22 protein-coding genes and 1 tRNA gene are annotated in these 23,493 nt (G+C 58.6%); 10 read left to right on the forward strand and 13 right to left on the reverse strand.

The features are described from left to right. Positions 1-4: 4 nt before the first annotated feature. The 9 genes from VMA09_00930 to VMA09_00970 are packed head-to-tail and all read right to left on the reverse strand — an operon-like array spanning position 5 to position 6,088. Entirely contained in the window at positions 5-400 is a 396-nt protein-coding gene (locus tag VMA09_00930; protein HUA32140.1) for a thioesterase family protein, read from the reverse strand. 47 nt (positions 401-447) lie between these two features. Continuing rightward, a complete protein-coding gene (locus tag VMA09_00935) occupies positions 448-1,068 on the reverse strand; it encodes a DsbA family protein (protein ID HUA32141.1) in 621 nt (206 codons plus the stop codon). Positions 1,069-1,119: 51 nt separating this feature from the next. Continuing rightward, on the reverse strand, positions 1,120-1,434 hold the full coding sequence (locus VMA09_00940) for a hypothetical protein (GenBank protein HUA32142.1): 315 nt from the start codon (positions 1,432-1,434) through the stop codon (positions 1,120-1,122). Next, positions 1,415-1,891: an HIT family protein gene (locus VMA09_00945; GenBank protein ID HUA32143.1), complete on the reverse strand. Its 477-nt coding sequence runs from the start codon at positions 1,889-1,891 to the stop codon at positions 1,415-1,417. The genes VMA09_00940 and VMA09_00945 overlap by 20 nt, the downstream gene beginning before the upstream one ends. Further along, on the reverse strand, positions 1,878-2,378 hold the full coding sequence (locus VMA09_00950) for a dCMP deaminase family protein (GenBank protein HUA32144.1): 501 nt from the start codon (positions 2,376-2,378) through the stop codon (positions 1,878-1,880). The genes VMA09_00945 and VMA09_00950 overlap by 14 nt, the downstream gene beginning before the upstream one ends. A gap of 24 nt (positions 2,379-2,402) precedes the next feature. Continuing rightward, complete coding sequence (locus VMA09_00955) at positions 2,403-3,485, reverse strand: site-2 protease family protein (GenBank protein ID HUA32145.1); 1,083 nt, start codon at positions 3,483-3,485, stop codon at positions 2,403-2,405. Then, positions 3,485-4,315 carry an SAM-dependent chlorinase/fluorinase gene (locus VMA09_00960; protein HUA32146.1) on the reverse strand — a complete coding sequence of 277 codons (831 nt, stop codon included), beginning with the start codon at positions 4,313-4,315 and terminating at the stop codon, positions 3,485-3,487. The genes VMA09_00955 and VMA09_00960 overlap by 1 nt, the downstream gene beginning before the upstream one ends. Before the next feature lie 6 nt (positions 4,316-4,321). Continuing rightward, positions 4,322-5,275: a hypothetical protein gene (locus VMA09_00965; GenBank protein ID HUA32147.1), complete on the reverse strand. Its 954-nt coding sequence runs from the start codon at positions 5,273-5,275 to the stop codon at positions 4,322-4,324. A 15-nt stretch (positions 5,276-5,290) separates the two neighbouring features. Continuing rightward, positions 5,291-6,088, reverse strand: coding sequence for a potassium channel family protein (locus VMA09_00970; GenBank protein HUA32148.1), 798 nt, complete (start codon positions 6,086-6,088; stop codon positions 5,291-5,293). On the opposite strand from VMA09_00970, the gene VMA09_00975 reads away from it, so the two are divergent. Further along, a complete protein-coding gene (locus tag VMA09_00975) occupies positions 6,078-7,322 on the forward strand; it encodes an AI-2E family transporter (protein ID HUA32149.1) in 1,245 nt (414 codons plus the stop codon). The genes VMA09_00970 and VMA09_00975 overlap by 11 nt on opposite strands. A gap of 71 nt (positions 7,323-7,393) precedes the next feature. After that, positions 7,394-7,468: transfer RNA gene (locus VMA09_00980), tRNA-Gly, on the forward strand. A 312-nt stretch (positions 7,469-7,780) separates the two neighbouring features. On the opposite strand, the gene VMA09_00985 is transcribed toward VMA09_00980, so the two are convergent. From VMA09_00985 to VMA09_00995, 3 genes are all read right to left on the reverse strand, one after another. Beyond that, entirely contained in the window at positions 7,781-11,572 is a 3,792-nt protein-coding gene (locus tag VMA09_00985; GenBank protein HUA32150.1) for an AAA family ATPase, read from the reverse strand. 742 nt (positions 11,573-12,314) lie between these two features. After that, entirely contained in the window at positions 12,315-13,199 is an 885-nt protein-coding gene (locus tag VMA09_00990) for a hypothetical protein (GenBank protein HUA32151.1), read from the reverse strand. Between the two features lie 91 nt (positions 13,200-13,290). After that, positions 13,291-13,809: a hypothetical protein gene (locus VMA09_00995; protein HUA32152.1), complete on the reverse strand. Its 519-nt coding sequence runs from the start codon at positions 13,807-13,809 to the stop codon at positions 13,291-13,293. Positions 13,810-14,837: 1,028 nt separating this feature from the next. On the opposite strand from VMA09_00995, the gene VMA09_01000 reads away from it, so the two are divergent. The 8 genes from VMA09_01000 to VMA09_01035 all read left to right on the forward strand — a co-directional run bounded on the left by VMA09_01000 (position 14,838) and on the right by VMA09_01035 (position 21,492). Beyond that, the gene (locus VMA09_01000; protein HUA32153.1) at positions 14,838-15,308 is read left to right on the forward strand and encodes a TetR family transcriptional regulator C-terminal domain-containing protein; all 471 of its coding nucleotides are present in this window, start codon (positions 14,838-14,840) and stop codon (positions 15,306-15,308) included. 270 nt (positions 15,309-15,578) lie between these two features. After that, a complete protein-coding gene (locus VMA09_01005; protein ID HUA32154.1) occupies positions 15,579-16,946 on the forward strand; it encodes an aromatic ring-hydroxylating dioxygenase subunit alpha in 1,368 nt (455 codons plus the stop codon). Between the two features lie 32 nt (positions 16,947-16,978). Next, entirely contained in the window at positions 16,979-17,458 is a 480-nt protein-coding gene (locus tag VMA09_01010) for a pyridoxamine 5'-phosphate oxidase family protein (GenBank protein ID HUA32155.1), read from the forward strand. Between the two features lie 90 nt (positions 17,459-17,548). Then, positions 17,549-18,772 carry an SRPBCC family protein gene (locus VMA09_01015; protein HUA32156.1) on the forward strand — a complete coding sequence of 408 codons (1,224 nt, stop codon included), beginning with the start codon at positions 17,549-17,551 and terminating at the stop codon, positions 18,770-18,772. Beyond that, positions 18,732-19,568 (forward strand): ThuA domain-containing protein, encoded by an 837-nt coding sequence (locus VMA09_01020; GenBank protein ID HUA32157.1) that lies wholly within the window; start codon positions 18,732-18,734, stop codon positions 19,566-19,568. Before VMA09_01015 ends, VMA09_01020 begins: the two co-directional genes overlap by 41 nt. Then, the gene (locus VMA09_01025; GenBank protein HUA32158.1) at positions 19,565-19,735 is read left to right on the forward strand and encodes a hypothetical protein; all 171 of its coding nucleotides are present in this window, start codon (positions 19,565-19,567) and stop codon (positions 19,733-19,735) included. The genes VMA09_01020 and VMA09_01025 overlap by 4 nt, the downstream gene beginning before the upstream one ends. Positions 19,736-19,776: 41 nt before the next feature. Next, a complete protein-coding gene (locus tag VMA09_01030; GenBank protein ID HUA32159.1) occupies positions 19,777-20,085 on the forward strand; it encodes an NIPSNAP family protein in 309 nt (102 codons plus the stop codon). Positions 20,086-20,211: 126 nt separating this feature from the next. Beyond that, positions 20,212-21,492, forward strand: a complete 1,281-nt coding sequence (locus tag VMA09_01035; protein ID HUA32160.1) for a cytochrome P450 — start codon at positions 20,212-20,214, stop codon at positions 21,490-21,492. A gap of 66 nt (positions 21,493-21,558) precedes the next feature. Here VMA09_01035 and VMA09_01040 read toward each other — a convergent pair whose 3' ends face one another. Next, entirely contained in the window at positions 21,559-23,103 is a 1,545-nt protein-coding gene (locus VMA09_01040; GenBank protein HUA32161.1) for a phage tail sheath C-terminal domain-containing protein, read from the reverse strand. Positions 23,104-23,493: the final 390 nt, after the last annotated feature.

The raw sequence follows: 23,493 nt of genomic DNA on the forward strand, positions 1-23,493 counted from the left end.
CACCTCAGCTTTTTATCTTGGCCTTCAGGCGATCGTTGAACTTGGCCGCATCGACGACGGCGCGCCGATGCACGCCTTTGCCGATCTGCTCGATCTCGTCGAAAGCGCGTACGGTGAATTCGAGTCGCCGGCCTTCGATCTTGGTGAGCTCCGCCTCGGCACGCACCTGATGCCCCGGCGGCGTCGCGGCCAGATGCTGGATGTCGATGCCCATCCCGACCGAGCTCTCGCCCGGTTCGAGGTAGGTGGATACGGCGTCGATCGCGGCCAGCTCCATCATCCCGATCATCGTGGGTGTGGAAAGGACCGACGCCAGCGAAGGATCGAGCTGACTTGCGAGATCGGTTTGTGCGGCGGTCTTTGCAAAGGTGCCGATGACTCCGACAGGTATTGCTCTCATGTAAGTTCCCTGAAGAAGATTCTCGCGCATCGCGCGCGAAAAACAACCTATTTGAACTCAGGCCTCTGCAGACCCATCGCGTCGAGCTTTTTGATCGCCCAGACGACGCGATCGTTGCCCCAGAATGGTTCGCCTTCGACTAGTAGCGTTGGTACGCCGAAGATTTGATCGCGTTCGCCTTCTGCGAGAGCGGCTTTGAGATCTTCGGGGCCTTGATGCTCTGAGTAGCGATTGAATGCGTCCGCATCGAGGCCGACCTCTTTCATCACTGCATTCAAAGCGGTTCGATCCTCGATGTTCAGTTCGCGTTTGAAGAAGCGCTCGAACACGCGATCGGAGTAGGGGCGGAAGAGATCATGATGATCGGCGAACATCCCGCCCATCAGCGCGAGGCGGGAATCGAACAGGCGCTGCGGGCCGCGGATCGTGATGCCGCGCTCGTTCGCGAAGCGCCGCACGTCGCGATAGAGGTAGCGGACCTTCCGCCAGTCGCGCTCGGTCCGCTGCTCGAGCATCCCGCCGTAAGCATTGAAGTCGAACACGTGGGGCAGGTAGCGCAGCTTCACGCGATGCGTCCGCATCAGGTCGTATGCGGGTTCCATCGCAAGGAACGTGAACGGACTCTTGTAGTCGAAGTAGAGCTTGATGGTGAGCAAATCGTCGGCCATGAGAACTCCGTTGCGATCGATCTAGCATCGCATGCGGAGTCGCGCGAGCGATCACTTGCTGGCGTAATGGGCGAGGTAATCGAGGATCGCGCTGCGCTCGTCGTTGGTCAGCGGCGGCAGACCCGCCTGCCTCATCTTGTCTTCCATCATCGGGACTTGAATGCGCCACATGTCCGCCGTCATCGTGTGCGGATTGTACGCCGCATGACACTGGCCGCAGCGGTCAGCGTAAAGCATCGCTTGGGGACTGTATGCGTTGGGCAGCGGCTTCTTGGTGCATCCAGCAAGCGCGATCGCGAATGTCATCCAAATTGCAATCACGGCGAGACGATCGGTGATCGTCGGCTCAGCCCGGAAATCGCGCATCAGGAATTCGCGCCGCAATCTGCGTGCGAAGCTGCGCCAGCAGCTCGCGTTCGTCGTCCTTGGTAAGAGAAATTTTTCGCTCGGCTTCGGGCCGCAACCAGGTCGGAACAGTGCGAAGCTCGTCGCTTTCGTAGCGCGGATGAAGATGCCAATGGACATGAGGCTCCTGGTTGCCGAGGCACGAATAGTTCATCTTCCACGGATGCGTTGCGGCCGCGATCGCTTCGGCGACGAGTCGCAACTCATCGCTCATCGCGCGCGCCTCGCCGACGGGCATCAGGTAAAGCTCAGTCGCATGCTGCTTCGCAATCATCACGCAGTAGCCGCGATAGAACTGCTCCCATCCGAGGATGACGCAGCTATGCGGCAGTTCCGCGACGAAATCGGGGAACGTTCCCGCCTTGATGCGATCGACTATCTCGCACATGCCACAAGGACGAGGTTCAGCCGACGGCATCTGCAGTCTCCGGCGGCACTTGCACGAGCTTCACACGCGAATTCTCGAGCAGGTAGTCAATCGTATGGAGTTTGTATGGCTTCAGGTAGAACACGGTGCGGATGCCAGTGTTGATCAGCACCTTCATGCAGTGGATGCAGGGCGTGTGAGTCACGTAGATGTCCGCGTCGCGGATTGCGGCGCCGTTGCGCGCCGCTTGTGAGATCGCGTTCATCTCGGCGTGGATCGTGCGCAGGCAGTTCTGCTCGATATCGCCGTCTGGAGTGCGCGATTCGTAGATGAGACAGCCGACTCCTGGCTCGATGCAATGCGGCAGGCCGGCCGGCGAGCCGTTGTAGCCGGTCGCCAGGATGTTGCGATCGCGAACGATCACCGCGCCGACCTGCGCGCGCAGGCACGTGGAACGCAAGGCGACCTCACGCGTGATGCGCATGAAGTACTGATCCCAGGTCGGCCGGGTGCGACCCGTCGCCGCGCCGTCAGCCACGATTGTCGAATGCCTCGGCGTTCATCAAATGCGGACGTTCGGCAGATGCCGCCATGGGTTCGCGTGGGCGTGGTAGATGACCTCAGTCCCTGAGTTCTGCGGGGCCTGCTGATCCTGCGACGCCGGCGGCTGCGAAAACGAAACCGGCACCGGGCTGAACGTCAGGAGGAATAAAACGATCGTCGCCCATGCGGCACGGCGGCGCAACGGATCGAGCGGCGTGTCGCGATCGACAGTCGCAGGATGTCCCACCCCGAGCATCAGGGCCAAAACTCCCCACAAAAGCCATCCCGCCCAGAATTCATAGTCGAGCAGATAGGGAATCAGCACCATCGCGCCGCAGAATACAATAAATAAGATTCCGATCCTGCGATGGGCTCGCGGGAAGAGCGCATAGATGACGTGTCCGCCATCGAGCTGTCCCACAGGCAGCAGATTCAGCGTCGTGACGAGCAGCCCAATCCATCCGGCGAAGGCAGTCGCATGCAGGTTGACGTTCACCGTCGCGGGATTCACGCCGAGCACCAGCCGCGACAGGCTCCAGAACAGTATCGAGTTGCCGAGCTCAATTCCTCCGCCGGCGGTGTTCTCGAGCGGGGTAACACTGGACAGCTTGAGACCGATAATCAGCAGTGGAATCGCGATGATCGCGCCCGCCCAGGGCCCAGCCGCGCCGATATCGAACATCACCCGCCGAGTCTTGGGTACCTCGCGCATCCGGATGAACGCGCCGAAGGTTCCGATGATAAAAGGAACGACGGGCGGGGCCGGGATGAAGTAGGGCAGAGAAGTATTAACGTTATTGGCGCGCGCAGTCAGGTAGTGACCCATTTCATGCGCGAGTAGTATCGCCATCAGCGGCAGCGAGAACGACAGGCCTCCCGCGAGCGACGCGATACTGTGCAGCGGATGCCACAGCGAGTAGTCGCCGCCCGCCATCGTCCCGCCGATCATCGTCGTCGTGAACATCGTGATCCAGAATAGCGCCAGGTTTAGCGGCGGGATCGCGGGCCGATCTTCGCGCGGACCGATCGCCTCGGTCGGCGCGGAATAGCGCGGGATGTCCGTCAGGACGGGTGCGGAACTATGTGCGGCAAAATCTTCCATCAAGGTTGTCCGGGTCGCGTGGTGACCGTCACCGCGGCGCCCACGCTGGCGCCGAGCCGCTTCGCGGCGCTACCGTCGCGCACTGCGACTTCCAACAAATTGAAACTTCCGATCGTGGCAAGAAGGGCGCCCTTGAGCGCGTAGCCATAGGCCTCGACTAATTTCATCGGCGCGCTGCGATCGATCCTAACCCACGCAACACGACCGGGAAAGGCAGTATCCAGTTGCGCCAGCGCCTCGCGACCGATGTTAGTAATAAGGTTACCGAACGCGTCAACGTAGATCACGCGCCCCTTGACGGTTTTCGCAGAGCGCTTGGGCTCGTCGAACTCAAGCCGCTCGATCCTGTCGATGCGCGGTCCAAATGACTTCAGCGGCACTCCACGCCAGAGATACGCCGCGGCGGGCGCGAACACATCGCGGCCGTGAAATGTGCTGCTCACGTTCTGCATACGGTAGCGGGCCGTGCTTAGTTTCACGGCCGACTTAACCTCGGCGGCCTCAGTGGCGAGCGCAAGCAATCCATTATCCGGCCCGACGAAGCGCGCACCGGCACGAGTCTCGATCGCGATTGGCGCGCGCGCGGTCCCGACTCCAGGATCGACGACCGCCAGGAAGATCGTTCGCTTTGGAAAGTACGACCACGATTCGCGCAGCGCGAGCGCTCCCGCGACGATCGATTGCGGCGGGATGCCGTGCGTGAGGTCGATAAGGCGCGCGCCCGGAGCGATCCGCGCGATCACGCCCTTCATCGCGCCGACGTAGTGGTCCTGGTAGCCGAAGTCGGTGAGGATCGCGATCGGAGCGTCTTCGCGCGAGCGTGAGGGCATCGCGAGCTACTTCGAACGTCGCCCCAGCTCTTCGCGCACGGCGGCCGCAAGGAGCGGGAACATGATCTCGTGATGGCCGGTCAGGAAGATGCGTCTGCCGCCTTGAGCCGTCGGCCGTTCGACGACATTCATTCGCGGCCGATACTGGCGGATGAAGTCCATATCCGCCGCGGTGAAGTTGCCAGCTTTGGCGCCGAGGTTGCGCGCGAGATTCAGCGCCTTGAGAAACACCTCCGGCATCACCACGGCCGAGCCGAGGTTGATAACCACGCCGCGCGCTAGCTTGGCGACAATGGATGCGAGGCGATGAAAATCCGTCATCGTCGCGGCGCCGATCGCTGCGCCATCTGCCATCGGGTGCATATGAATGATGTCGGCACCAATTGCGACGTGCACCGTCGCCGGAACCTGCGACTCATACGCGGCTGCGAAGACGCTCATCGCGCGATACTTGAGACGGGTACGAACAATCTCGCGGCCGAGCGCTTCACCGAAGCCGAGATTTTCACTTGATGCGACCTTCGCGACGCCTCCGAGAAATGCGCCGGTCTCGTCGGCCATTCCGAAGCTGCCGGTTTCGAGGCCCGCGCCGACGTCCTCCGACGTGCGGCCGGCGAAGGCTAGCTCGAAGTCATGGATGATGGCGGCGCCGTTGGTCGCGATCGCGCCAATGATTCCGTCGCGGATTAGACCCGCGACTATCGGCCCGAGTCCGACCTTGATTGGATGCGCGCCCATCATCAGAAGACAGAGGCGGCCGTTTCGTTTCGTGGTTGCGATATCGCGTGCGAGTGTCCGCAGGTCGCGCGCGGCGAGCGCGTCGGGCAGCGAATCGAGGAAAGTGCGCATCGAAGATCCCGCCGCGACCGGCTGCGCAAACTGCTCGCGCTTGACGAGCCGCGAGAGGCTCGCGAGCTTCTGCGTTCGCGCGCGCTCAGCTTTGATCGGAGGAAACTTCATCGCGCCGCTCACCCGCTAACGCTTGTCCTGCGCTTCACGTAACTCCTCGACCTCATCCTGCATCGCCTGACTGATCCGAATCCCGACCAGGCTCGCAACCAGGATCGCGATATAGAATTGCCCAAAGATACCTTCCAACGCCGAAAGCGCGCGCGCGGGCGGACTGACGGGCGTGATGTCTCCGTAGCCAATCGTCGCCAGTGTCACGAAGCTGTAATACATGAATGCCGACAGCACGTGATGGGCTTCGCTGAACGTGGTTGTTCCGAAAACTTCGTAGTGCGGAAATGAAAATGAGTCCTTATCGAATACGAAGATGGCCGAATATACGAATGCCCACGCGAGACCAACTAACATATACACGCACAGCGCGGCGCTTATCGTATCGACGGTCACGCGCCTCGCGCGCAACGTTCGGCTAAGAATCGCGCCCGCGATGATGATGAGAAACACGATCCAGCACGCGGTTAGAAAGAGTAAAAGATACGGACTGTGATGCGTATGCAGTGAAACGCGCCCGGTCATCCCGATCACGCCGAGCACGGCGGCCACAACGAACCGTCCAATGGTCCGCTCGCGGGTGCGCCCCGAAACCCGATCCTCGATTCCGATCGCATACAGGCTGCCGAGCAGGACCACCGCCATGTAGAGGGTGAAGATCCCGCTGGCCGCGATCGAACTGTCGAAGAACGGACGAATCACCATCCCGGCAAGCAGCGCGCCCAGCAGCACTGAGAATCGGTAGGCGCGGTCCGCCCCAAGAACGCGATCGGCGATTCGCTTTAATTGCGAGCGTGCTCGTTTGGAGGCCAAGGTTTTGCCGCCGGACTTCTCGATCCGCGGCAACTATACGGTCGCTTCGTCGGATGCTTCAAGTATGGGCGCGCGCGGCCAGGGGCAGGATTGCCTTTGGCGATGCGATGCCGGATGCTCGCGGACACGCGGATTGATCGGCGGCAGTATCGTGGAGTCTGAGCAAACACGGCGAATCGAGCTGATGGCGGGGCTGGCCGTCCTGGTGTTGCTGGTCATCGGATGCTTCCTCGTCCTGATGCCGTTCATCTCCGCGATGCTCTGGGCGGCGGTGCTATGTTTCTCGACCTGGCCGCTTTATCAGCGTCTGGTCAAGGCGATGCGTGGGCGGCAGGGGCTCGCCTCGCTCGTGATGACGCTCGCGCTGGCCGCGATCGTGGTGGCGCCATTTGCGATCGTCGGATCGAGCCTCGCCAGCAACGTCGCCGCGGTTGTCGGCGCGATTCGCAAGGTGGTCCAGGAAGGGCCGCCTCATCTGCCGCAATTCGTCGTCGACCTCCCCTATGTCGGCGGATGGATCAACGGCCACTACGAAGAAACCATCCAGCAAGGCTCGCTTGGGATCGATCAAGTCAGCCAGTTTATCGATCCGCTGAAGTCGTTCCTGCTGAAGGGCGGCAGTATCGTCGGTGAAGGAATCCTCCAGGTCAGCCTCAGCCTCATCATTTGCTTTTTCATGTATCGCGACGGCGCGCGGGCGGGTGCGCGACTGACGGAGATCGTCGATCGCCTGGCGGGCGAGCGGGGACATCGCTTGTTCGAAGTCGCGCAGGAGACAATCGACGGTGTGGTCTATGGGATTATTGGCACCGCGCTCGCGCAGGGGATACTCGCAGGCATCGGCTTCATCGTTGCGGGAGTCCCGGGAGCGCTCCTGCTTGCGTTCGTGACATTCGTGTTGGCGGTGATCCCGGTCGGGCCGCCGCTCATCTGGATCCCCGCATCGATTTGGCTCTTATGGCAGGGCGAGCGCGGATGGGCCATCTTCATGTTTATCTGGGGTCTCGTGGTAGTGAGCGGCTCGGACAACATCATAAAGCCGATGCTGATAAGCCGTGCCGGCGAGACGCCGCTCCTGCTGATAATGCTAGGCGTGCTCGGCGGCGCGCTCGCGTTCGGCTTCATCGGATTGTTCCTAGGCCCGACACTGCTCGCGGTCGGCTACGCGTTGCTGGACGACTGGATATCGCCAACGGTAGCGGCGCCCACAATCGTCCAGCGGTTGCGCAAGTAGCAGTTACATCCGGTCTGCGCGCCAAGGGCAGTTGAGCCAAAGACAACCCACCTGCTAAAAGGATCCCCAGAGCGGGCGTAATTCAGCGGTAGAATGCCAGCTTCCCAAGCTGGACGTCGCCGGTTCGACCCCGGTCGCCCGCTCCACTCTTTCTCCCAGCGATTCCGCGTACTTAGAGCTTTCGCCAAAAAATGAGGGCGATCGAGATGGGGCGCTATCACCCATCCATCACCCAAATCACGCGAAAGAAGCGCCGATCGATTTGCCGCGCAGAAAAGCCAGTTCCACCCCTGGGAGAATGATAACCGACTAGTCTTATAAACTGATAGGCATCGGGGGTGCAGCCAGCATCTCCCTCCCAACTCCCTCGTCGCACTGAGAGTATTCGCTAGGGCATGCGCCAAACGCTGCAAGAAGGCTCTACCGTTGGCGGACCTTCGGATGCTGCCTGGGTAGTGCTACTGTTCCCGATACAGTCGCGGCTGAGTCTCGTCGCTCGCAACAAGAATGCGGTCCTGGCGCGATTCCTCGATGGAGCTGATCCACCCCGCCATGCCCAGTGCGCGGAATTGTCTCAGAGCTGCATCGAGGTAGGGCGCTGCGCGGCTGACATCACCAGTCGCGTCGCGGCGAAGATACATTAGCGCCTGATCATAGTCAGTCATCGCGCAAAGTGTCCGAGCGCCTTGTTCATGGAGCACTTCGCGCGCTTTGTTGAACCAACCTTCCGCTTCATCGTGACGTCCCTGTAGTGCGCATAGGTGCGCTAGCGACAGACGGCTGTCAGCCGAAGGCCATCGAAAGTCAGGAGTGAGTATTTTGCTGAGGATATTGCGCTCGATGATCTCCGCATGGTCCGCGATGTTGAGTACCCAAATCGTTCTTTCCGCGTACAGCGCCATCGTCACGTAGTTGCTGCCCCATCCGGCTCCAAGCTCGAGCGCCGCGGGCAGCTCATTCAGGTGCCGCAGCGAGCGCTCTCGCAGACCCATATATGCATCGACGCAAGCCGAGTACGCGAGCACATTGGCCAAAGTCCATTTTGCCTCCGCCCCGAGCGCGCGAATGACTTCGACCACTCCGATTGCGGGATCGGTCTGGCCCATGTCGTTGCGGAAATCGGCCAGCAGCTTGTCCCAGTCCTGATTCATTGCGATGTGAAACTCGGTGCGCGCGGCAGCCAGGCTCACTGCTCCCACCGATGGCCGTCCGATTCGGCGCGACAGGGCGACCGCGCGGTCGATCGCCGCCTGCGCATCGGCGAAGTCTCCGAACGCGATGTGACACCGTGCGACACCAGCCCAGGCGCTCATGGCTCTGACGAGGGCGCCGCGCCGTTCGCATTCGGAGGCCTCGTGCTGCCACAGCGACAGACTCATGCGCAGGTCGCCGCCCCGCCACGAACCCTTGGGACGCGGCGCCGGATCCGCGTTGATTTCTTCGCGCGTGATAAAGATCGGATCGATGTTGTGCGCTGCCAGCTCCGCATGCGAGAACTTTCTCAGAGTCTCGCACCAATCCCGCGCCCGTGGTGAATCGACCAGGATTCCGGGATTCGTCGGGTCTTCCGCTTCCGCCCGGTTGATATCGATCTCGGTCAAGCTGGCCCACGCGATGTCGCGGTGATCCTCGACGTATCGCAAACCTTCCTTCGCGATATCCCACGCGCCACGGGTCAGGCCCGCGGCGAACATCGCTCTCGCCATCTGCTCATAGAATTGAGTCGCAGCCTCGCGGCCTTCACCAGCGGCAATGAGGTTTCCCGCTTCGCGCGATGTCGTCAGGGCTTCCTGCAGGTCGAGCGACCAGGTTAGTGCGAAACCCAGTCGCGCCAGAAGTCGCGGCCGTTGTGTGTCTTCGTTGGAGAGGAGATCGAGCGCAATACGCAGAAAGGCTGCGACGTTGTAATGGTCAAATGCGGCTTCGGCTGAATCGGCCGCAAATAGAGCATACTTGGCGCCGCGCTCCATTCCCTTCGCGGGCGCGGACTTCCAAAATTGATATGCGATCTCGGGTGCATGCTCGATCGCCCGCTCCCTCCACTCGCCCTCCATTTCTTCAGCAATCTTGCGGTGCAAGCGCGTGCGCCGAACCGAATTGATTTGGGAATATAGCGTCTGCCGGATCAACGCATGCGTAAAATCGAAATACTCAGTATCAGACGCGCGCCGCACCAGTTGCGCCTCGATAGCTTCGTCGATGGCGTCAAGCGCGGTTTGCTTGTCGAAATTGCAGGCCGCCGCCACGATTGCGACGGGAACGGCGCCGTTGAACGCAGATGCGGAAGAGAGCAATTGGCTGGCAGACTCGGTTAGACGACTCAGGCGGCGTTCGATCACTTGGCGCACGCCGTCGGGAATACCAAGTTCCTCGATCTTAACATTCGAGAGCCATTGCTCTCGATCGTTGAGGATCTTCCCTTCCTCCAGAAGATGAAGCAGCACCTCGCGTATAAACAGGGGATTACCGTCGGTGGCGTCGACAATTGCCTGAACGAAAAGCGGCGGCGCCTTGCGATCGGCGACCATTTCAAGCAACTCGGCCAGATCGTCCCCCTCAAAGCCCTCGAGAGAATAGCTATTGAACCCCGGTGTTCGGCTGATATCTGCGAGCGCGCCGGAAAGCGGATGACCGCGATCCACTTCGGTGTCCCGGTACGCGCCGATGAGCATTATCGGATGGGCCGGGACGAAGCGAATCACGTGAGTTAGCATCGCTATTATGCCGCGATCCGCCCAGTGCAAATCGTCGAGAATCAGAACGAGCGGCGCGCAGCGTGAAAGGGCGATGAAGAACTGCGACACGGCGTCAAACAGGCGGAAGCGTTCTTCCTCTTTGTCTACTTTGGCCGGTTCCGGGATGTCGCCGATCGCGTCGCGCAAGGCCGGTACAATGCGCGCGATCACGGCTGCGTTTTCTCCGGCTGCGGCGGCGACATCGGTAGGCGCCTGGCGCGCCAAACGCGCAACCGCCTCAGCAAACGGACCGTACGGGGCCTGCCATTCGCCATCGTAACACGAGCCGCGGAGCACCTGCGCGCCACCCTCAAGCGCCCGTTCCGTGAACTCATCGAGCGCACGAGTCTTGCCGATGCCTGGCTCGCCACACAGCATCGCAACTGAGCCGACGCCGTTGATTGCGTTCAGAAGGCTGTTTTCCAAGCGCTCCAGCAGGGCTGTGCGACCGACGAACGGCGTCCGCTGTAGAACCGCCGCCGGGTCGGTGCGCTCATAAACTACCTCGCTTACTCCGAGCGGCGCGGAATCGGCGCTCGAAGCCAATTCGCCCCAGTTACGGAACTCGAAATCGTGCCGCGACTGGAGAATGTCGGCCAGAAGGCTACTGCAAAGAATCTGACCTCTCGAGCTGAGATCACAGAGACGGCGTGCATTGTCCAAAGGCGTGCCGGTGTATCGAGCCTCGCGGCGGAGAACTTCGCCCAGGTCGATTCCAACGCCGATTTCAAAGCGTGCCCCGGAGATCGGCCGGCGAGCGGTTTGTTGGATTCTTATTGCGGATTGCACGGCGTTGGCCGCTGACCTGAAAGCGGCCATCGCGCCGTCACCGCGCCATTCGAGTTCGTCTCCACCGAAAGCCGCAATCGCATCAGTAATGAGATTGTGATGGGCCTGCAGATAGCGCCCTCCAATCTCGTTCGAATTCGAGTCGATCAGCTTCGTAAAGAGCAGCGTGACGATTCCTGAAGTAGAGGCCGGGCTGCCGACGAAGGATGAGGCGTCGTCAGCTTGATAGACGACCTCGAAGACACCAACCGGAGAAGCCAGTCCCTTCAATAGGATGTCGCCAAGATTGCGGAATTCAAAATCTTTGTCGGAATTGAGAATGTTGACGATAACGCTGCTGCACAGAATCTGGCCGCTCGAGCCTAGGTCGCACAGACGGCGCGCTGTGACGAGCGGCGTGCCGAAGTAGCCGGTATCGCGCCGAAAGACCTCGCCCAAGTTGATCCCGATCCTGATTTCAGACGGCGTTCCGAAGCGTGGGCGGCGAGAGTTCTGTTGAATCGTTATTGCACATCGAACGGCGTCAGCCGTCGAGTTGAAAGCCGCGAGTACACCATCACCAAGCCACTCCAGTTCGTCTCCGCCCGCGGCGGAGATCGCCTCGGTCAGAAGGTTGTGATGCTTCTGTAGTGCGAGCGCATCGGCTTCATCGTCGACCTTCGCTGGCTGCGCAGCGCGACTGACGAGGTTGGTGAACAGCAGAGTGACGGTTCTTGAATGAGCCATCTGTACGCACGAAGCGGGTACCGATATGGCTCTGGCCATCGGCTGAGGATCGTTGGTCCTCTTGATGGCTGAGTCTGCGATCTAGAGCGGCTACGAATCGATACCTCGCCGTCTCGGTCAACTTTAGACGGCCTCGAATATTAAATCAATCTCAGGATTGACCTCTTAATCTCTATAATGGATATATAAAGAATAACTCAATCTGTCATGTTTTGATTATCTATTTGATGCTCACGCTAGAACCGCACCTCAGGCCATAACTGCTCGGCCGTGTCTGGCCATCAAGGATGAAGGACTTCCGCGTTAGGGCTCTCCAGGGACAGGTAGAAATAGAGGCTGTGGCACTCGCGCATGTACGGTCTGTTCGTGCAGGAGCAGCGACTCGCTGAGTGCCGCGCCTTGCAGGGGACGCCGAAAGGCAGAGTCGTCGAGATCGGACCGACCGGCCGGTTGCGGGAGGAAACCGTCTTGACGCCTCCCGGGAGGGCAACTCCGGAATGGCGTCGGAGCACGATGTCTCGTAGCCGTTTCTCCGACGATTATGAACCGTCGGCTCGGTCAGGACGTATGGCGGAATCGTCGTTGTCAGCGCGAGCGAAAAGCGTCGATGCGATTGGAAGCTCGATCATCGGGCGAGCATCACAGGTCCGATTGCCTCGTCAGCTTGGATCAGGTTTTCGGTACCGATAATCCCCGCCACACACCGCGAAGAACATGTTGCGGCGGAACCCGTTGAAGCAACTCATTCACGGTTCTTTAATTGCCCATTATCGCCAAGCCCATACACCATCGCGGTCTTCGTCGTGCCAAGTTTGATCCATTCAGCGCAATCAAGCTGCACTGTTTTGTAGAACTCCTCCGAGAGAGCTATCGACTCTTTGCTTACATCTTCAAGGCTCTCGAACTTGCATTGAAAGGCGAACTCACCTGACAGGGACTTTTCCAGCGCGCGACTTCGCCAAATGGCGATCGTTGCTTTGCCCTTGAAGTGGTGGCCGAAGTGGATCATTCCCAGGGTGTTTTGTACTTCCTCGACCGCCACATTGTTGACCAGTTCCATTTTGGTTCTGGGGCGGATGTCTATCCGCTTCAAGGTTGGGAAGGCATGTGCGATATCCTCGATTCCACGATCAAGCTCAATGTTCGGTGACGTAAGAACACATCCGTGGGAGTAAACGCTTCGCATTCCACCCAGACGGTCGCGTTCGAGTAACAACTCCTCTTTGAACTTTATCTGATCGTGCCCACCCAATTGCGGCCTGACATCAACGCCCGCCGCGGACCGTAGATCCGGGGCGCGAAACTTGAAGGTCAACTCGTGGCCAGGGCGTGGCCAGCCTTCGTCATAGAAAGTTCGTTTTCGCAGAATGAAATGGTTGTTGTAAAGATCGAACTGGGGTGTGTCATAAAAAAGCACTTCGCGAACCTGGCTGTCGAATGCGTGTTCGTCGGCGTCGACTTTGAGCCCCAGCTTCTTAAGCGTCTTGGAGGCTTCTTCCCAGAATTCGAGAAAGCCATGCTTGCTAATAAAGCGATCGGGTTGCAGCAGAATCTTATATTCGCGGTAGTGAACCACATCGCTGGCGAGATGCTGCGTTTCCGGATGCTTGCTTATGTGCTTGTCCATCGATGAACCCCAATAGTTATAGCCAGAGTGAAGCACATGCGCCCCGCCAGACTCCAGCGCTGACGAGGTGCGTCGTGCTCCCGCAGAATCGTCACTTCACCAGGTGAATCGTGCCGAGGATGTCATTCAGATAGAATGCGTTCAGTCGCTCATCGATTTCGTAGGCTCGCAATGCCTGTTCCATCGGCATGACGGATTTCAGTGAGTGGAGATAGGTTGATTCTGCGATCACCCGATTCCTGTCGAGTGTGAGGTTGGCATTGAGAATCTTGGTCGCTTCGGCGTCTGAGATTACGCCGTTTTGCTGCTCGTTCTGATATTGGTCGAGCAGCTTCTTGCGCTGCTTGAGATTGTTCATGAGCTTTTCCTGGTATGGAACGTAAATCGCCAGAAATTTCGTTTTCTGTTCATCGTTGGAGAACTTCATGTTGTCGACGACGATTTCCTGGCGCCGATTTTCGAATTCCTCGCGTCCGAGTCCACTCAACGCGTCATTCTGCATCTCAGCTTTGGCCTGAGCTGCTGGGCCGGTATCCTGAGCCCATGAACCGATCGGAAGCAGACCCGCGACCAGGACGAATATACTCACGTTCCTGACCAGTCGATTCATTGTGATAATTCCTCCAAGTGACAGTGGTTGAGCGGCCGTTTATGATGGGAGCGCGGACCGTGGTTTTCCCCCGGATGTCGAAATGTTATTTGGTTGCCCCCCATTTCAGCCATTGGCCTTTAGTACCATTCGACGAAGCAGTATCGATATGCAAAATGTCGCCGTGCCCGAGACGATGTGATGCAATCGCGCGATATCCTGGCGATAGATAAGGCATTTTCGCGTGTGTCCAATGAGGTGATAAAGGCAAGGCTAGAGGGACGAAGCGCCAGTTTCTGGATTAGCGGTTGATAGCGCTTCAACCGTGGAAATCGAAAGCTGGATGCAGCGGGAACGCGCAGATGACGGGTCGCAAACTTTGAAACATCCCTATGCCAAACTGCGGGATGAGGGTCGACGAGGAATGAAATTAGAGCTGCCAGAGCGTAAGCGTGACTTCGGCCTGGCGCGCCCCCTTGTTATATCTCGAGCGAATAGTTCACTCAGTCGTTGAATTGGGTAAACGCCACAACGCACATTTCGAATACGCTGATCGAGCCATCGAACGAGCCTGAATGCAGAACCTGCTCTCGATTCGGCATGGCCTACCGCGTTGAGACCACGCCCGACCTAGTTTATCACCCGCGCGAATTTCGATCTGACGAATATTTGTTTTTCAAAGAGCAATAGTCGGATACGGGTGGCCTGCAACCTTGGCAATGTCGCAAATCGTCGCGACGCTCAGGGTTTCCAGGAACCGCGCACGCTTCTTGACGCTGGACGGTTGCTTTGTTATTTGGGTCAGGCGTCCTAGATACCCGGACGCTCGTTCGTGGTAGTGAAAGTGAATGCCTAGATACGCCAATCCAAAACTCAAGGTCGCCGTCCATCAGATCCGTCGCGAGGAGATTGAGCTGGCGGCGCTGCGAATCGTCTGCAAGCGCGGATTTCCGGCCACCACTCTGCGCCAGGTTGCCAAGCAGGCAAAAGTTCCGCTATCGAACCTGCATTACTATTTCAGAGATAAAAGCGAACTGATGCAGTGCGTGATGCAGCATCTTTTCGATGGCATGCTGAGGGTCTTCGACCACATCCGCGCTGCCGAATCGGATCCGGTGAAACGAATCGATCGCCTGCTTGAAACCTACCTCACGCGCACCACCGAGGACTGGCAGGCTTCCCTGGCATTCATTGAATATTGGGCAGAGTGCGTACGCAAGGGAACGGTCGATAAATTCTATACGCAGGTTCAGTTTCGCTATAGCGAGCCGATTGCAGAGGCGCTACGCGACGCTGGCGCAGAAGATCCGGAGCGCCACGCTCGCGCGTTGCTCGCCCTGATGACTGGTTACGACACGTTCTACTGGAGCAAACCCGCCGATCCTGAAGAACGAGCGCAATTTCTCGAATTTGCCCGCATCCTGGTGCGACGTGCTATCGCGCACGGCCGTGCGAGGGTTCGACTCGTCAGGCGCGGGCAAGGGGAACGGAAAAACGATCGCTCAACTACGAAGGATTGATATGAATCTATGCGATCGATTCGACATCCTTTGAGCGGTGCTTTGTACGACCTCGAGACAAACGACACGATTCGGGTGACCGGGCGCGATGGCAGAACGGGACTCTTTCGCGCCGACGGAACATATATCAGCGGGGAAATCTATTTCGCCGATCCTCACCTCTGTGGCTGGATCGGCGGCCGTGATCGTTCGTCACGCTTGCGCCAAGCGCGATCGGATCGCGAGAAGACCTGAATCATAACCCTGAGAAAGGCCAGGCCGGAGAGCGATATGGCGGTTGCCAAAGATGCTGCGGACGATCGGCCGAACTGGCTGAGCTATCAGGCGCTGCTCGACACCGATACCCACCCAGTGCCCGAGTTCCTGCGCCGGGCTAATCCTGTCGATTTGCCGCCGTCTGAAATATCCATCGACCGCTACATATCGCGCGACTTTTTCGATCTCGAAGTGGAAAAGTTATGGAAGCGGGTTTGGCAAATGGCCTGTCGCGAAGAGGACATTCCGCATGTCGGCGACAATATCGTGTACGACATCGCGGGACTGTCGTTCATCGTGGTGCGGAGCGCCGTAAACAGCTTCAAGGCCTTTTACAATGCCTGCCTTCATCGCGGTCGTCTGCTGCGCGAGTCGGGTAGCCTTCGCGCGACCGAACTGCGCTGTCCGTTTCACGGCTTCGCATGGAATATCGACGGCACGCTCAAGCATGTGCCTTGTCAGTGGGATTTTCCTCAAATTCGAGCATCCGAATGGTGTTTGCCCGAGGCAAAGGTCGGGACCTGGGGCGGCTTTGTTTTCATCAATCCGGATCAACAAGCCGAATCGCTCGACGATTTTATCGGACCGGAACTGACAGATCAGTTCCGGCGCTGGCCTCTCGAGCGTCGCTACAAGCAGGCTCACGTGGCGAAAATCCTGCGCTGTAACTGGAAAGTCGCGCAGGAAGCATTCATGGAGGCGTTCCACGTCGTCGCGACCCATCCGCAGCTGTTGCCGGGCATTGGCGACGCGAATTCCCAGTACGACGTGTGGGGCAACTTTTCGCGCGCCATCACCGCGAACGGCACTCCCAGCCCGCACCTCCCTTGGAAGCCGACTGAACAGGAGATGTTCGACGCGATGGTCGATCGGCGCCTTGACGAACCGCCGCTTGTGGAAATCGGCGGCGGACTGACGGCACGTTCGGCAGCTGCCATGGGCGGTCGCGAGCTGCTGCGGCCGACGCTCGGCTCTCACGTCGACGAATTGTCCGACGCCGAACTGGTCGACAGCTTCTACTACACATTGTTCCCGAACTTTCATCCCTGGGGCGCATACAACCGGATCGTTTATCGCTTCCGGCCCAACGGGACCGAGCTAGATCAGGCAATCATGGAATGCATGTATCTTTCGCCCTATCCGCCGGGTGAACGGCCCCCCTCGGCACCTGTCCATATGCTCGGGCCCGACGACGATTGGTGTGAGGCCCCCGAACTTGGCTTCCTCGCGCGCGTGTTCAATCAGGACACCTTCAATTTGTCGAAAGTGCAGTTAGGACTGAAGGCCACGCGGAAGAAGACGGTAACGCTGGCAAATTACCAGGAGACCAAGATTCGCGCCTTTCATGACACGCTCTCCCGGTGGCTCGAGCGCGGCGACTGAGTCGTACCAAGAGGGCCACAATCAGGCTGACCATGGAAAACTACGAGGAAGTTTCAGATCTCACTCTGGCGGACGCCGATCGCGACGCGCTCCTGAAGATCCAAAACGAATGCGTCTTCTCCTGGCGCACCGCGGATGGATGGCCGATCGGGGTGGTGATGAGCTACGTCTGGTGCGACGGCAAGGTCTGGCTCACGGCGAGCAGCCAGCGGCCTCGGGTCAAAGCGGTGCGCCGCGACGATCGAGTTTCCGTGGCGATCTCCAGCGCCGGTACGCGAATGCCGGCGGCAACCGTAACCATAAAAGGCCGCTGCGCAATTCTCGACGATCTCGAAACGAAGCATTGGTTCTATCCGGCGCTCGCCGCAGCCCTGATTCCGGGTAACGAAAAACAGCAGGCCGGATTTGTGCGAATGCTCGATTCGCCACGGCGGATCGTGATGCGTGTCACGCCCGAGCGCTTTATCACGTTCGACGGACGAAAGATGGGACAGCTCGGGATTAGCGGATGACGAGCTATCTTCATGACTACTGCCTCCTGAATCCAAAGATAGTCAGTCTCCGGGTACCATAGGAGCCATACTATGAGGCGTTCCGAATACTTGAACCTTGCGACGCGGTTGCTCGCGCATGTTAACAACGGGACGACTGATTCAGCAGACAACGTCAGGTACATCCCGGTTGAAAACTACGTCGATCCAGTACGATGGCAGCGCGAGGTGGACGCGATCTTCAAGCGGCTGCCACTGTTACTTGCCTTCACGTGCGAGATGCGGGAGCCGGGAAGCTACAAGTCCGTGGAGGTCGTTGGCGTCCCCGTTCTCATTGTGCGAGGGCAGGACGGTCGCGTGCGCGCATTCATCGGGGTGTGCTCTCATCGCGGTACAACGCTGACTGAAGAGGGTAGGGGCCGCTGCGAGCAATTTACGTGTCCTTATCACGGCTGGACTTATGACGATCGCGGCACGCTCGTGGGAGTCGCAGGCCGCCGCAAATTCGGCGAAATTGACGCAGGTTCTCGCGCTTTAACCGAGTTGCCAGCGGCCGAACGCGCCGGACTTATCTTCGTATCTCTCGCGGCCGGCGCAACGATCGATCTCGAGGATTACCTCGGCGGCATGCTTGCAGAACTCGAGTCATTCGGCATGGAGAACTGGCACCTCTACAAGCAAAACGAACTACCGACCTCCAACTGGAAGGTAGCGCACGACGGTTATCTCGAGGGCTATCACTTTTCTGTTCTCCATCCGCAGACGATCGCGCGACAGGTCATGACCAATATCATGACCTATGATTCATTCGGTCCGCACCAGCGAGTTGGGTTTCCCACCCACAAGATTACCGATCTCAGGAACAGATCTCCCCACGAGTGGGAGCTCGAGGAAGGCATCACCGTTGTCCGCACTGTTTTTCCTAACGTGTCATTCGCCATTTCGGCCAAACATGGCGGAATGGTTTCGCAACTCTTCCCGGGGCCGGGTCCCGAAAAGTCGCGCACCATCCAGAACCACATCTATCCGAAAGCGCCGGCGACCGACGAAGAACGGGCGATGATGGATGCCGCCGTCGCGCTGTTCATCAGCGCGGTACAGAACGAGGACAACTGGGTCTGCGCGAAGATCCAACGCGGTTTATCGAGCGGCGGGAACAAAGATTTCGTTTTCGGCCGGAACGAGTTAGGGCTGCACCGCATGCATGACTGGATTCAGCATTACCTCGACGCAGCTGAAGCCGCGAAAGCGCACGAGGGCTCTGGCGAGTTATCTTCTATCCGCCCAAGCGGTGATGCAGGAGATCGCCAAACGATTGGCGGATTTCCTCGTTGACGAAGTAGCCAGAGGTTCCAGGGCAACGATGGCGGCGCAAAAAAAACACGAGCTCGCGAACTGTGTCCTGATCGTGGGTGGCAAGTACCACGATATTGACTTTGCCCGCCTCGAGTTCCTGAAGTTGCTGGCGGAGGATCAAGGCATTCGAGTTCGAGTCTTCGAAGACTACGCAAATATCAATGCTATTTCCGCGGCCGACTTTCTGCTCAGTTACACGTGCGACGTCATTCCGGGGCTGAAAGAGCAGGAACAGTTGCGATCCTTTGTGGAGCGAGGCGGACGCTGGTTTGCGCTGCATGGGACCAACTCGATCCTGCGCTTTCTGAAGTCTGGAGAGGTCGATTGTCCCGATTGGGCGCCGCTTTTCATGCAGACGCTCGGCTCGATGTTCATCGCTCATCCGCCGATCGGGCCCTACCGCGTGGCGGTTGCCGATCCGAATGATCCGTTGGTGGCGGGCATCGAATCCTTCGATGCGACGGACGAACTCTACCTCACGAAGACCTACGGCAAGCTGCACGTTCTCCTCGACACGGAATTCGACGGTGAAGCCAGCGGCTTTGTAAGGCGTAATTGGCCAAGAGCCCGACACCCGGTCTTTTACGTCAACCATCTGGGTCAGGGCGGGGTGCTTTATCTGACGCTCGGCCACTGTCGCGGTCACTACGACATGCGCCCGCTGATGAACTGGTATCCAGAGATCGAGCGCGGAGCCTGGAACCTGCCTGTGTTCTACGAACTACTACGTCGCGGGATCAGCTGGGCCAAACAAGCGCCAGAGAGGGACCGATGACCACATCGACATCGATCGCGAAACTGGGAGACGTAATGCAGATGGCTTATGTACCTGCGGACCTCGACCAGGCGTTGCGCTTTTGGACGAAGACTATAGGCGCCGGACCCTTCTTTGCGATTAACCACAGTTGGGACGGCAGTAACGAGGTACGCACACTGGGTTGAGAGCGCGCAAATCATCAATATACGACATGGTGAGGTGCCCCATGAGCTATTACCTTTTAGCCACACTAAAGGTGAAGTACGGGCAGCAGCGGAAATTCTACGAAGTGATGAGCCATCTCAAGCCGGTGCTTGAAAGGTCGGGATGGAAGCTGCTCGGAGCATACGAAAACTCAATTGGTCGACTGAACACTATCATCGATCTCTGGGAGATCGCCGATCCCAACGCAGTATCTTCCACGCTCGCGGCGGCCAGTAAGGACACTGACTTTGTTCAGTGGGCTACTCACCTCCCAGAGCTTCTGGAGGAGGAAGTCCTGCAAATAATGACAAAGGTTCCATACTCGCCATAGCAGTTAACGACGTCCTGCAGATCGAAAAAGGACCCGGCACGCAAATGGCCGACTCCGATTGCTACACGAACCGTTCGGTTTTGATCCGGTCAAGGCCCGGGGCTTGGCACGACCGCGGGGAAAATCATGGCTGAATTACTGTCAGGAAAGCAGCATGAGGTGACCGTCGCGGGTCAGTCGCAATTGCCGTCGGACTTCAATCCGCTTTCACCAGAGAACGTAGCGGACCCTTATCCCTTTTATCGCGCAATGCGCCAACATGCGCCGGTATACCAAGTGCCCGGCGTAGGATTCTTCATCGTCAGCCGTTACGCCGACATACATCACGTCCTGAGTCATCCCGAGATCTATAGTTCTCGTCAGCCGCCGGGGGTCAATCCGAGACCATCCGAGGCCGTGATGGAAATTCTGGCACAGGGCTATCCTCCGATGGACACGCTGCTGACCAACGATCCGCCTGCCCACTCGCGCTTCCGTGCTCTTGTCAACAAGGCATTTTCAGCTCGCCGGGTCGCAACGCTCGAACCCAAAGTACGACAGATCGCCAATGCGCTGATCGATCGGTTTATCGGCGCCGGAAAGGTCGAACTGCTAAGTCAATTTGCGATCGGCCTTCCGCTGACGGTAATCGCCGACGCTCTCGGCGTGCCGCATTCCGACATGGAAGCCTTCAAGCGATGGTCGGACGACGCGGTCGCTCAGCTGGGAGGGATGATTGATCATCAGCGGCAGCTCGAATGCGCGCGCAGCTATATCGAGTTCCAACGTTACTTCGAGGCCAGGCTGGAGGAACGAATGGCCACGCCGCGCGATGATTTGACCACCGATCTGCTCAATGCCCGGCTCGAGGGGACCAGGTCGCTCGACATCGCGGAGATGTTAAGCATCATTCAACAATTGCTCGTCGCTGGGAACGAAACCACAACCAATCTGATCGCAAGCGCGATGCTGCTGCTGGTGCGCAATCCGGATCAGATGAAACTTGTGATCGACGATCCCTCGCTCATCCCGAACATGATCGAAGAAGCACTGCGCCTCGAGTCTCCGGTGCAGGGTCTTTTCCGGCTGGCGAAGAGCGCCACCGAAATCGCGGGAGTGAAGATTCCCGAAGGAGCGCGGTTGGTCGTCATGTATGCTTCGGGAAATCGCGATGAGGCCGAATTTTCCGATCCGGATCGCTTCGATGTTCGCCGCGCCAACGCGAGGGATCATCTCGCGTTCGGTCAGGGCGAGCATTTTTGCATCGGCGCCGCACTGGCTCGCCTCGAGGCGCGGGTCGCTCTCGAAAGGCTCCTGGCTCGATTGCCCGACCTCCGCATCGCTGCCGGCAAGAATGACTTCGCCCACACGCCCAGCTTCATATTGCGGGGGCTGAAGGCGCTGCACCTCGAATTCAAGCCCGGCTAAGGGCAGGAGGTGCAACACCCGGAAGAGCGTGGTCGCGCTCTGCTTCCTTGTGGACTCGTAATTGAACTAGGAATTCTGCATCTGTTGCTGGAACGTGATCTCAATGAATTCCCCGGGATGCGTAACCGCGACCAACACCGTCACCCTTAAAATCCCCTCGACGACATCGTCGGCCGTCATCGTTTCTCCGAGCCCGCAGGAAACCGCGAAGGCGTCGTCAGGGGTCGCGCCGGCGAGACCGCCACGATTCCAGATTTCGATCAAAAAGTTGCGAATCATGCTCTTGATCGTCACCCAGGTAGTGGAGACGTTGGGTTCGAAGGCATAGGCTTTGGCCGCCAGCTTGATCGACTGTTCGAGCATGATCATCGTGCGGCGCACGTTGATGTAGCGCCAATCGACGCTGTTGCCATCGAGCGTGCGCGCGCCCCAGACCAGCACTCCCTCGCCGCTGAAAAGACGGATCGCATTGATCGATTTGCCCTGTACGTCGACGTTGAGGTCTTGCTGTTGCTCGGGCGAGATATTCACTGTCGGTGCGATCACCGAGTTCAAGCTGACGTTCGCCGGTGCTTTCCATACACCTGAGGTGCCATCGACCATTGAATAGATACCAGCCATCGCCGCCGACGGGGGCAACAGATTAAGTTGCCTTTTGATCTCGCTGAGAAGTTTGCTGAAGACGGGGCTCGATTCGACCAAGGTCTTATGGAGAAGTTGAGCGTTGTACTCTTCCGTCAACGTCTTCACTTCCGCGATGACATTGGGTCGTAAGGGCTTGCCATTCGGCTCCTGCGCGACCTCTACTGCTTCGGCCGTGAGAAGTGCGGTCAGATCGGTACTGTTCACTAAGCTGTAGTCGAAATCAGGATCCGTGTCCGCGACGATGCTGGTGCGCAGCCAGGGAAAATAAGCTGCGCCAAAATCGAGGTAATTGGTTCCGATATCATTGCGAAATTGCGTGACGCAGTCCTCTTCGTTCGGATGCCAGTCCTCGAAGCCATTGTAGATGTCGAGGATGACGACGCGACTCTGCGTGTCCTTGCCGCAATGCATCAGCGCAGCCGCCTGCACATCCTGACAACCCGCCCGATCCAAACGGACCGCGTCCGGAATCACCACCATCGTCGGCTCCTGCTCTTTGAGCAGAAGCGTTATGCCATCGGTTAACTTTTTCGCCGTGATAGGTTCATCGTAAGTCCCTACCGAGACTATGTAGCAGGGGCCGCCGCCGTTCTGAAAGAACAGCAGCATGCTGTAGTACAGGAGAAAGCGCTCTTCGCTCTTCTGCGTGGCGGTGACAACATAGTCTATGTCGCCTAGCGAAAACGCCTTCTCCGGTGCGCGCGCCGCGGGTTGAGCGGGGGCCGAAGCCGCCGGTTGTTCGATTGGCTTGACATTGAAGGTAGCCTTTGGCGATCCGCCGAAGTAGGTCAGAAATTCCGCCCTCGAGCTGATCCGCCATGGAACGTTTTTCAGTGACTTTCCCTTGTCATCCGCCTTTTCGGTGTAACCGATAAACGCTGGTACTGCAGTCGCGACCTCGACTACGGAATTGGGAAAGGCGTCTTTCTCGACAATATAGACGCCGGGGGGCTTTATCACTGCCATTTCGGTTTCTCCCTAAGCGGCTGGAGTTGGGCGTTCGGCCCGGATTTCTGCGCCGGAACCTTGGTAGGCGCGACATTCTAAACACCGAATTCGGCCAAACTGGCAACACTCATCGTTATGAATCGTTACAGTTTCCGCTCTGGATACTCTGGTAAGGCCTGAAGCGCTCCCAATCTTGAACGCTGGCAGTCCTTCGTTGCGAATCAGAGAGCGAATCGTCAATCGAGTGACGCAGAGAAATTTGACGGTTTCGCTCACCGTCATCACCGGCGTAGCGTCGGCGATCGCCGATTTAGTGGAAACCTTCACGGCTTCGGCCGCTTGGCCAGGAGCGGCGGCTCACGATGGCGCGTCAGAAGGTGACGGATGATCCCCTGCCGACACTCGAAT

The organism is Candidatus Binataceae bacterium, from assembly GCA_035508495.1.
Classification (GTDB): Bacteria; Desulfobacterota; Binatia; order Binatales; family Binataceae; genus JASHPB01.

What these genes read in the sequence shown, in the direction of transcription:
- VMA09_00930 (HUA32140.1), bottom strand. Translation starts at nt 400, where the DNA reads ATGAGAGCAATACCTGTCGGAGTCATCGGCACCTTTGCAAAGACCGCC.
- VMA09_00935 (HUA32141.1), bottom strand. Translation starts at nt 1,068, where the DNA reads ATGGCCGACGATTTGCTCACCATCAAGCTCTACTTCGACTACAAGAGT.
- VMA09_00940 (HUA32142.1), bottom strand. Translation starts at nt 1,434, where the DNA reads ATGCGCGATTTCCGGGCTGAGCCGACGATCACCGATCGTCTCGCCGTG.
- VMA09_00945 (HUA32143.1), bottom strand. Translation starts at nt 1,891, where the DNA reads ATGCCGTCGGCTGAACCTCGTCCTTGTGGCATGTGCGAGATAGTCGAT.
- VMA09_00955 (HUA32145.1), bottom strand. Translation starts at nt 3,485, where the DNA reads ATGGAAGATTTTGCCGCACATAGTTCCGCACCCGTCCTGACGGACATC.
- VMA09_00960 (HUA32146.1), bottom strand. Translation starts at nt 4,315, where the DNA reads ATGCCCTCACGCTCGCGCGAAGACGCTCCGATCGCGATCCTCACCGAC.
- VMA09_00965 (HUA32147.1), bottom strand. Translation starts at nt 5,275, where the DNA reads ATGAAGTTTCCTCCGATCAAAGCTGAGCGCGCGCGAACGCAGAAGCTC.
- VMA09_00985 (HUA32150.1), bottom strand. Translation starts at nt 11,572, where the DNA reads ATGGCTCATTCAAGAACCGTCACTCTGCTGTTCACCAACCTCGTCAGT.
- VMA09_00990 (HUA32151.1), bottom strand. Translation starts at nt 13,199, where the DNA reads ATGGACAAGCACATAAGCAAGCATCCGGAAACGCAGCATCTCGCCAGC.
- VMA09_00995 (HUA32152.1), bottom strand. Translation starts at nt 13,809, where the DNA reads ATGAATCGACTGGTCAGGAACGTGAGTATATTCGTCCTGGTCGCGGGT.
- VMA09_01000 (HUA32153.1), top strand. Translation starts at nt 14,838, where the DNA reads ATGCAGCATCTTTTCGATGGCATGCTGAGGGTCTTCGACCACATCCGC.
- VMA09_01005 (HUA32154.1), top strand. Translation starts at nt 15,579, where the DNA reads ATGGCGGTTGCCAAAGATGCTGCGGACGATCGGCCGAACTGGCTGAGC.
- VMA09_01010 (HUA32155.1), top strand. Translation starts at nt 16,979, where the DNA reads ATGGAAAACTACGAGGAAGTTTCAGATCTCACTCTGGCGGACGCCGAT.
- VMA09_01020 (HUA32157.1), top strand. Translation starts at nt 18,732, where the DNA reads ATGCAGGAGATCGCCAAACGATTGGCGGATTTCCTCGTTGACGAAGTA.
- VMA09_01025 (HUA32158.1), top strand. Translation starts at nt 19,565, where the DNA reads ATGACCACATCGACATCGATCGCGAAACTGGGAGACGTAATGCAGATG.
- VMA09_01030 (HUA32159.1), top strand. Translation starts at nt 19,777, where the DNA reads ATGAGCTATTACCTTTTAGCCACACTAAAGGTGAAGTACGGGCAGCAG.
- VMA09_01035 (HUA32160.1), top strand. Translation starts at nt 20,212, where the DNA reads ATGGCTGAATTACTGTCAGGAAAGCAGCATGAGGTGACCGTCGCGGGT.
- VMA09_01040 (HUA32161.1), bottom strand. Translation starts at nt 23,103, where the DNA reads ATGGCAGTGATAAAGCCCCCCGGCGTCTATATTGTCGAGAAAGACGCC.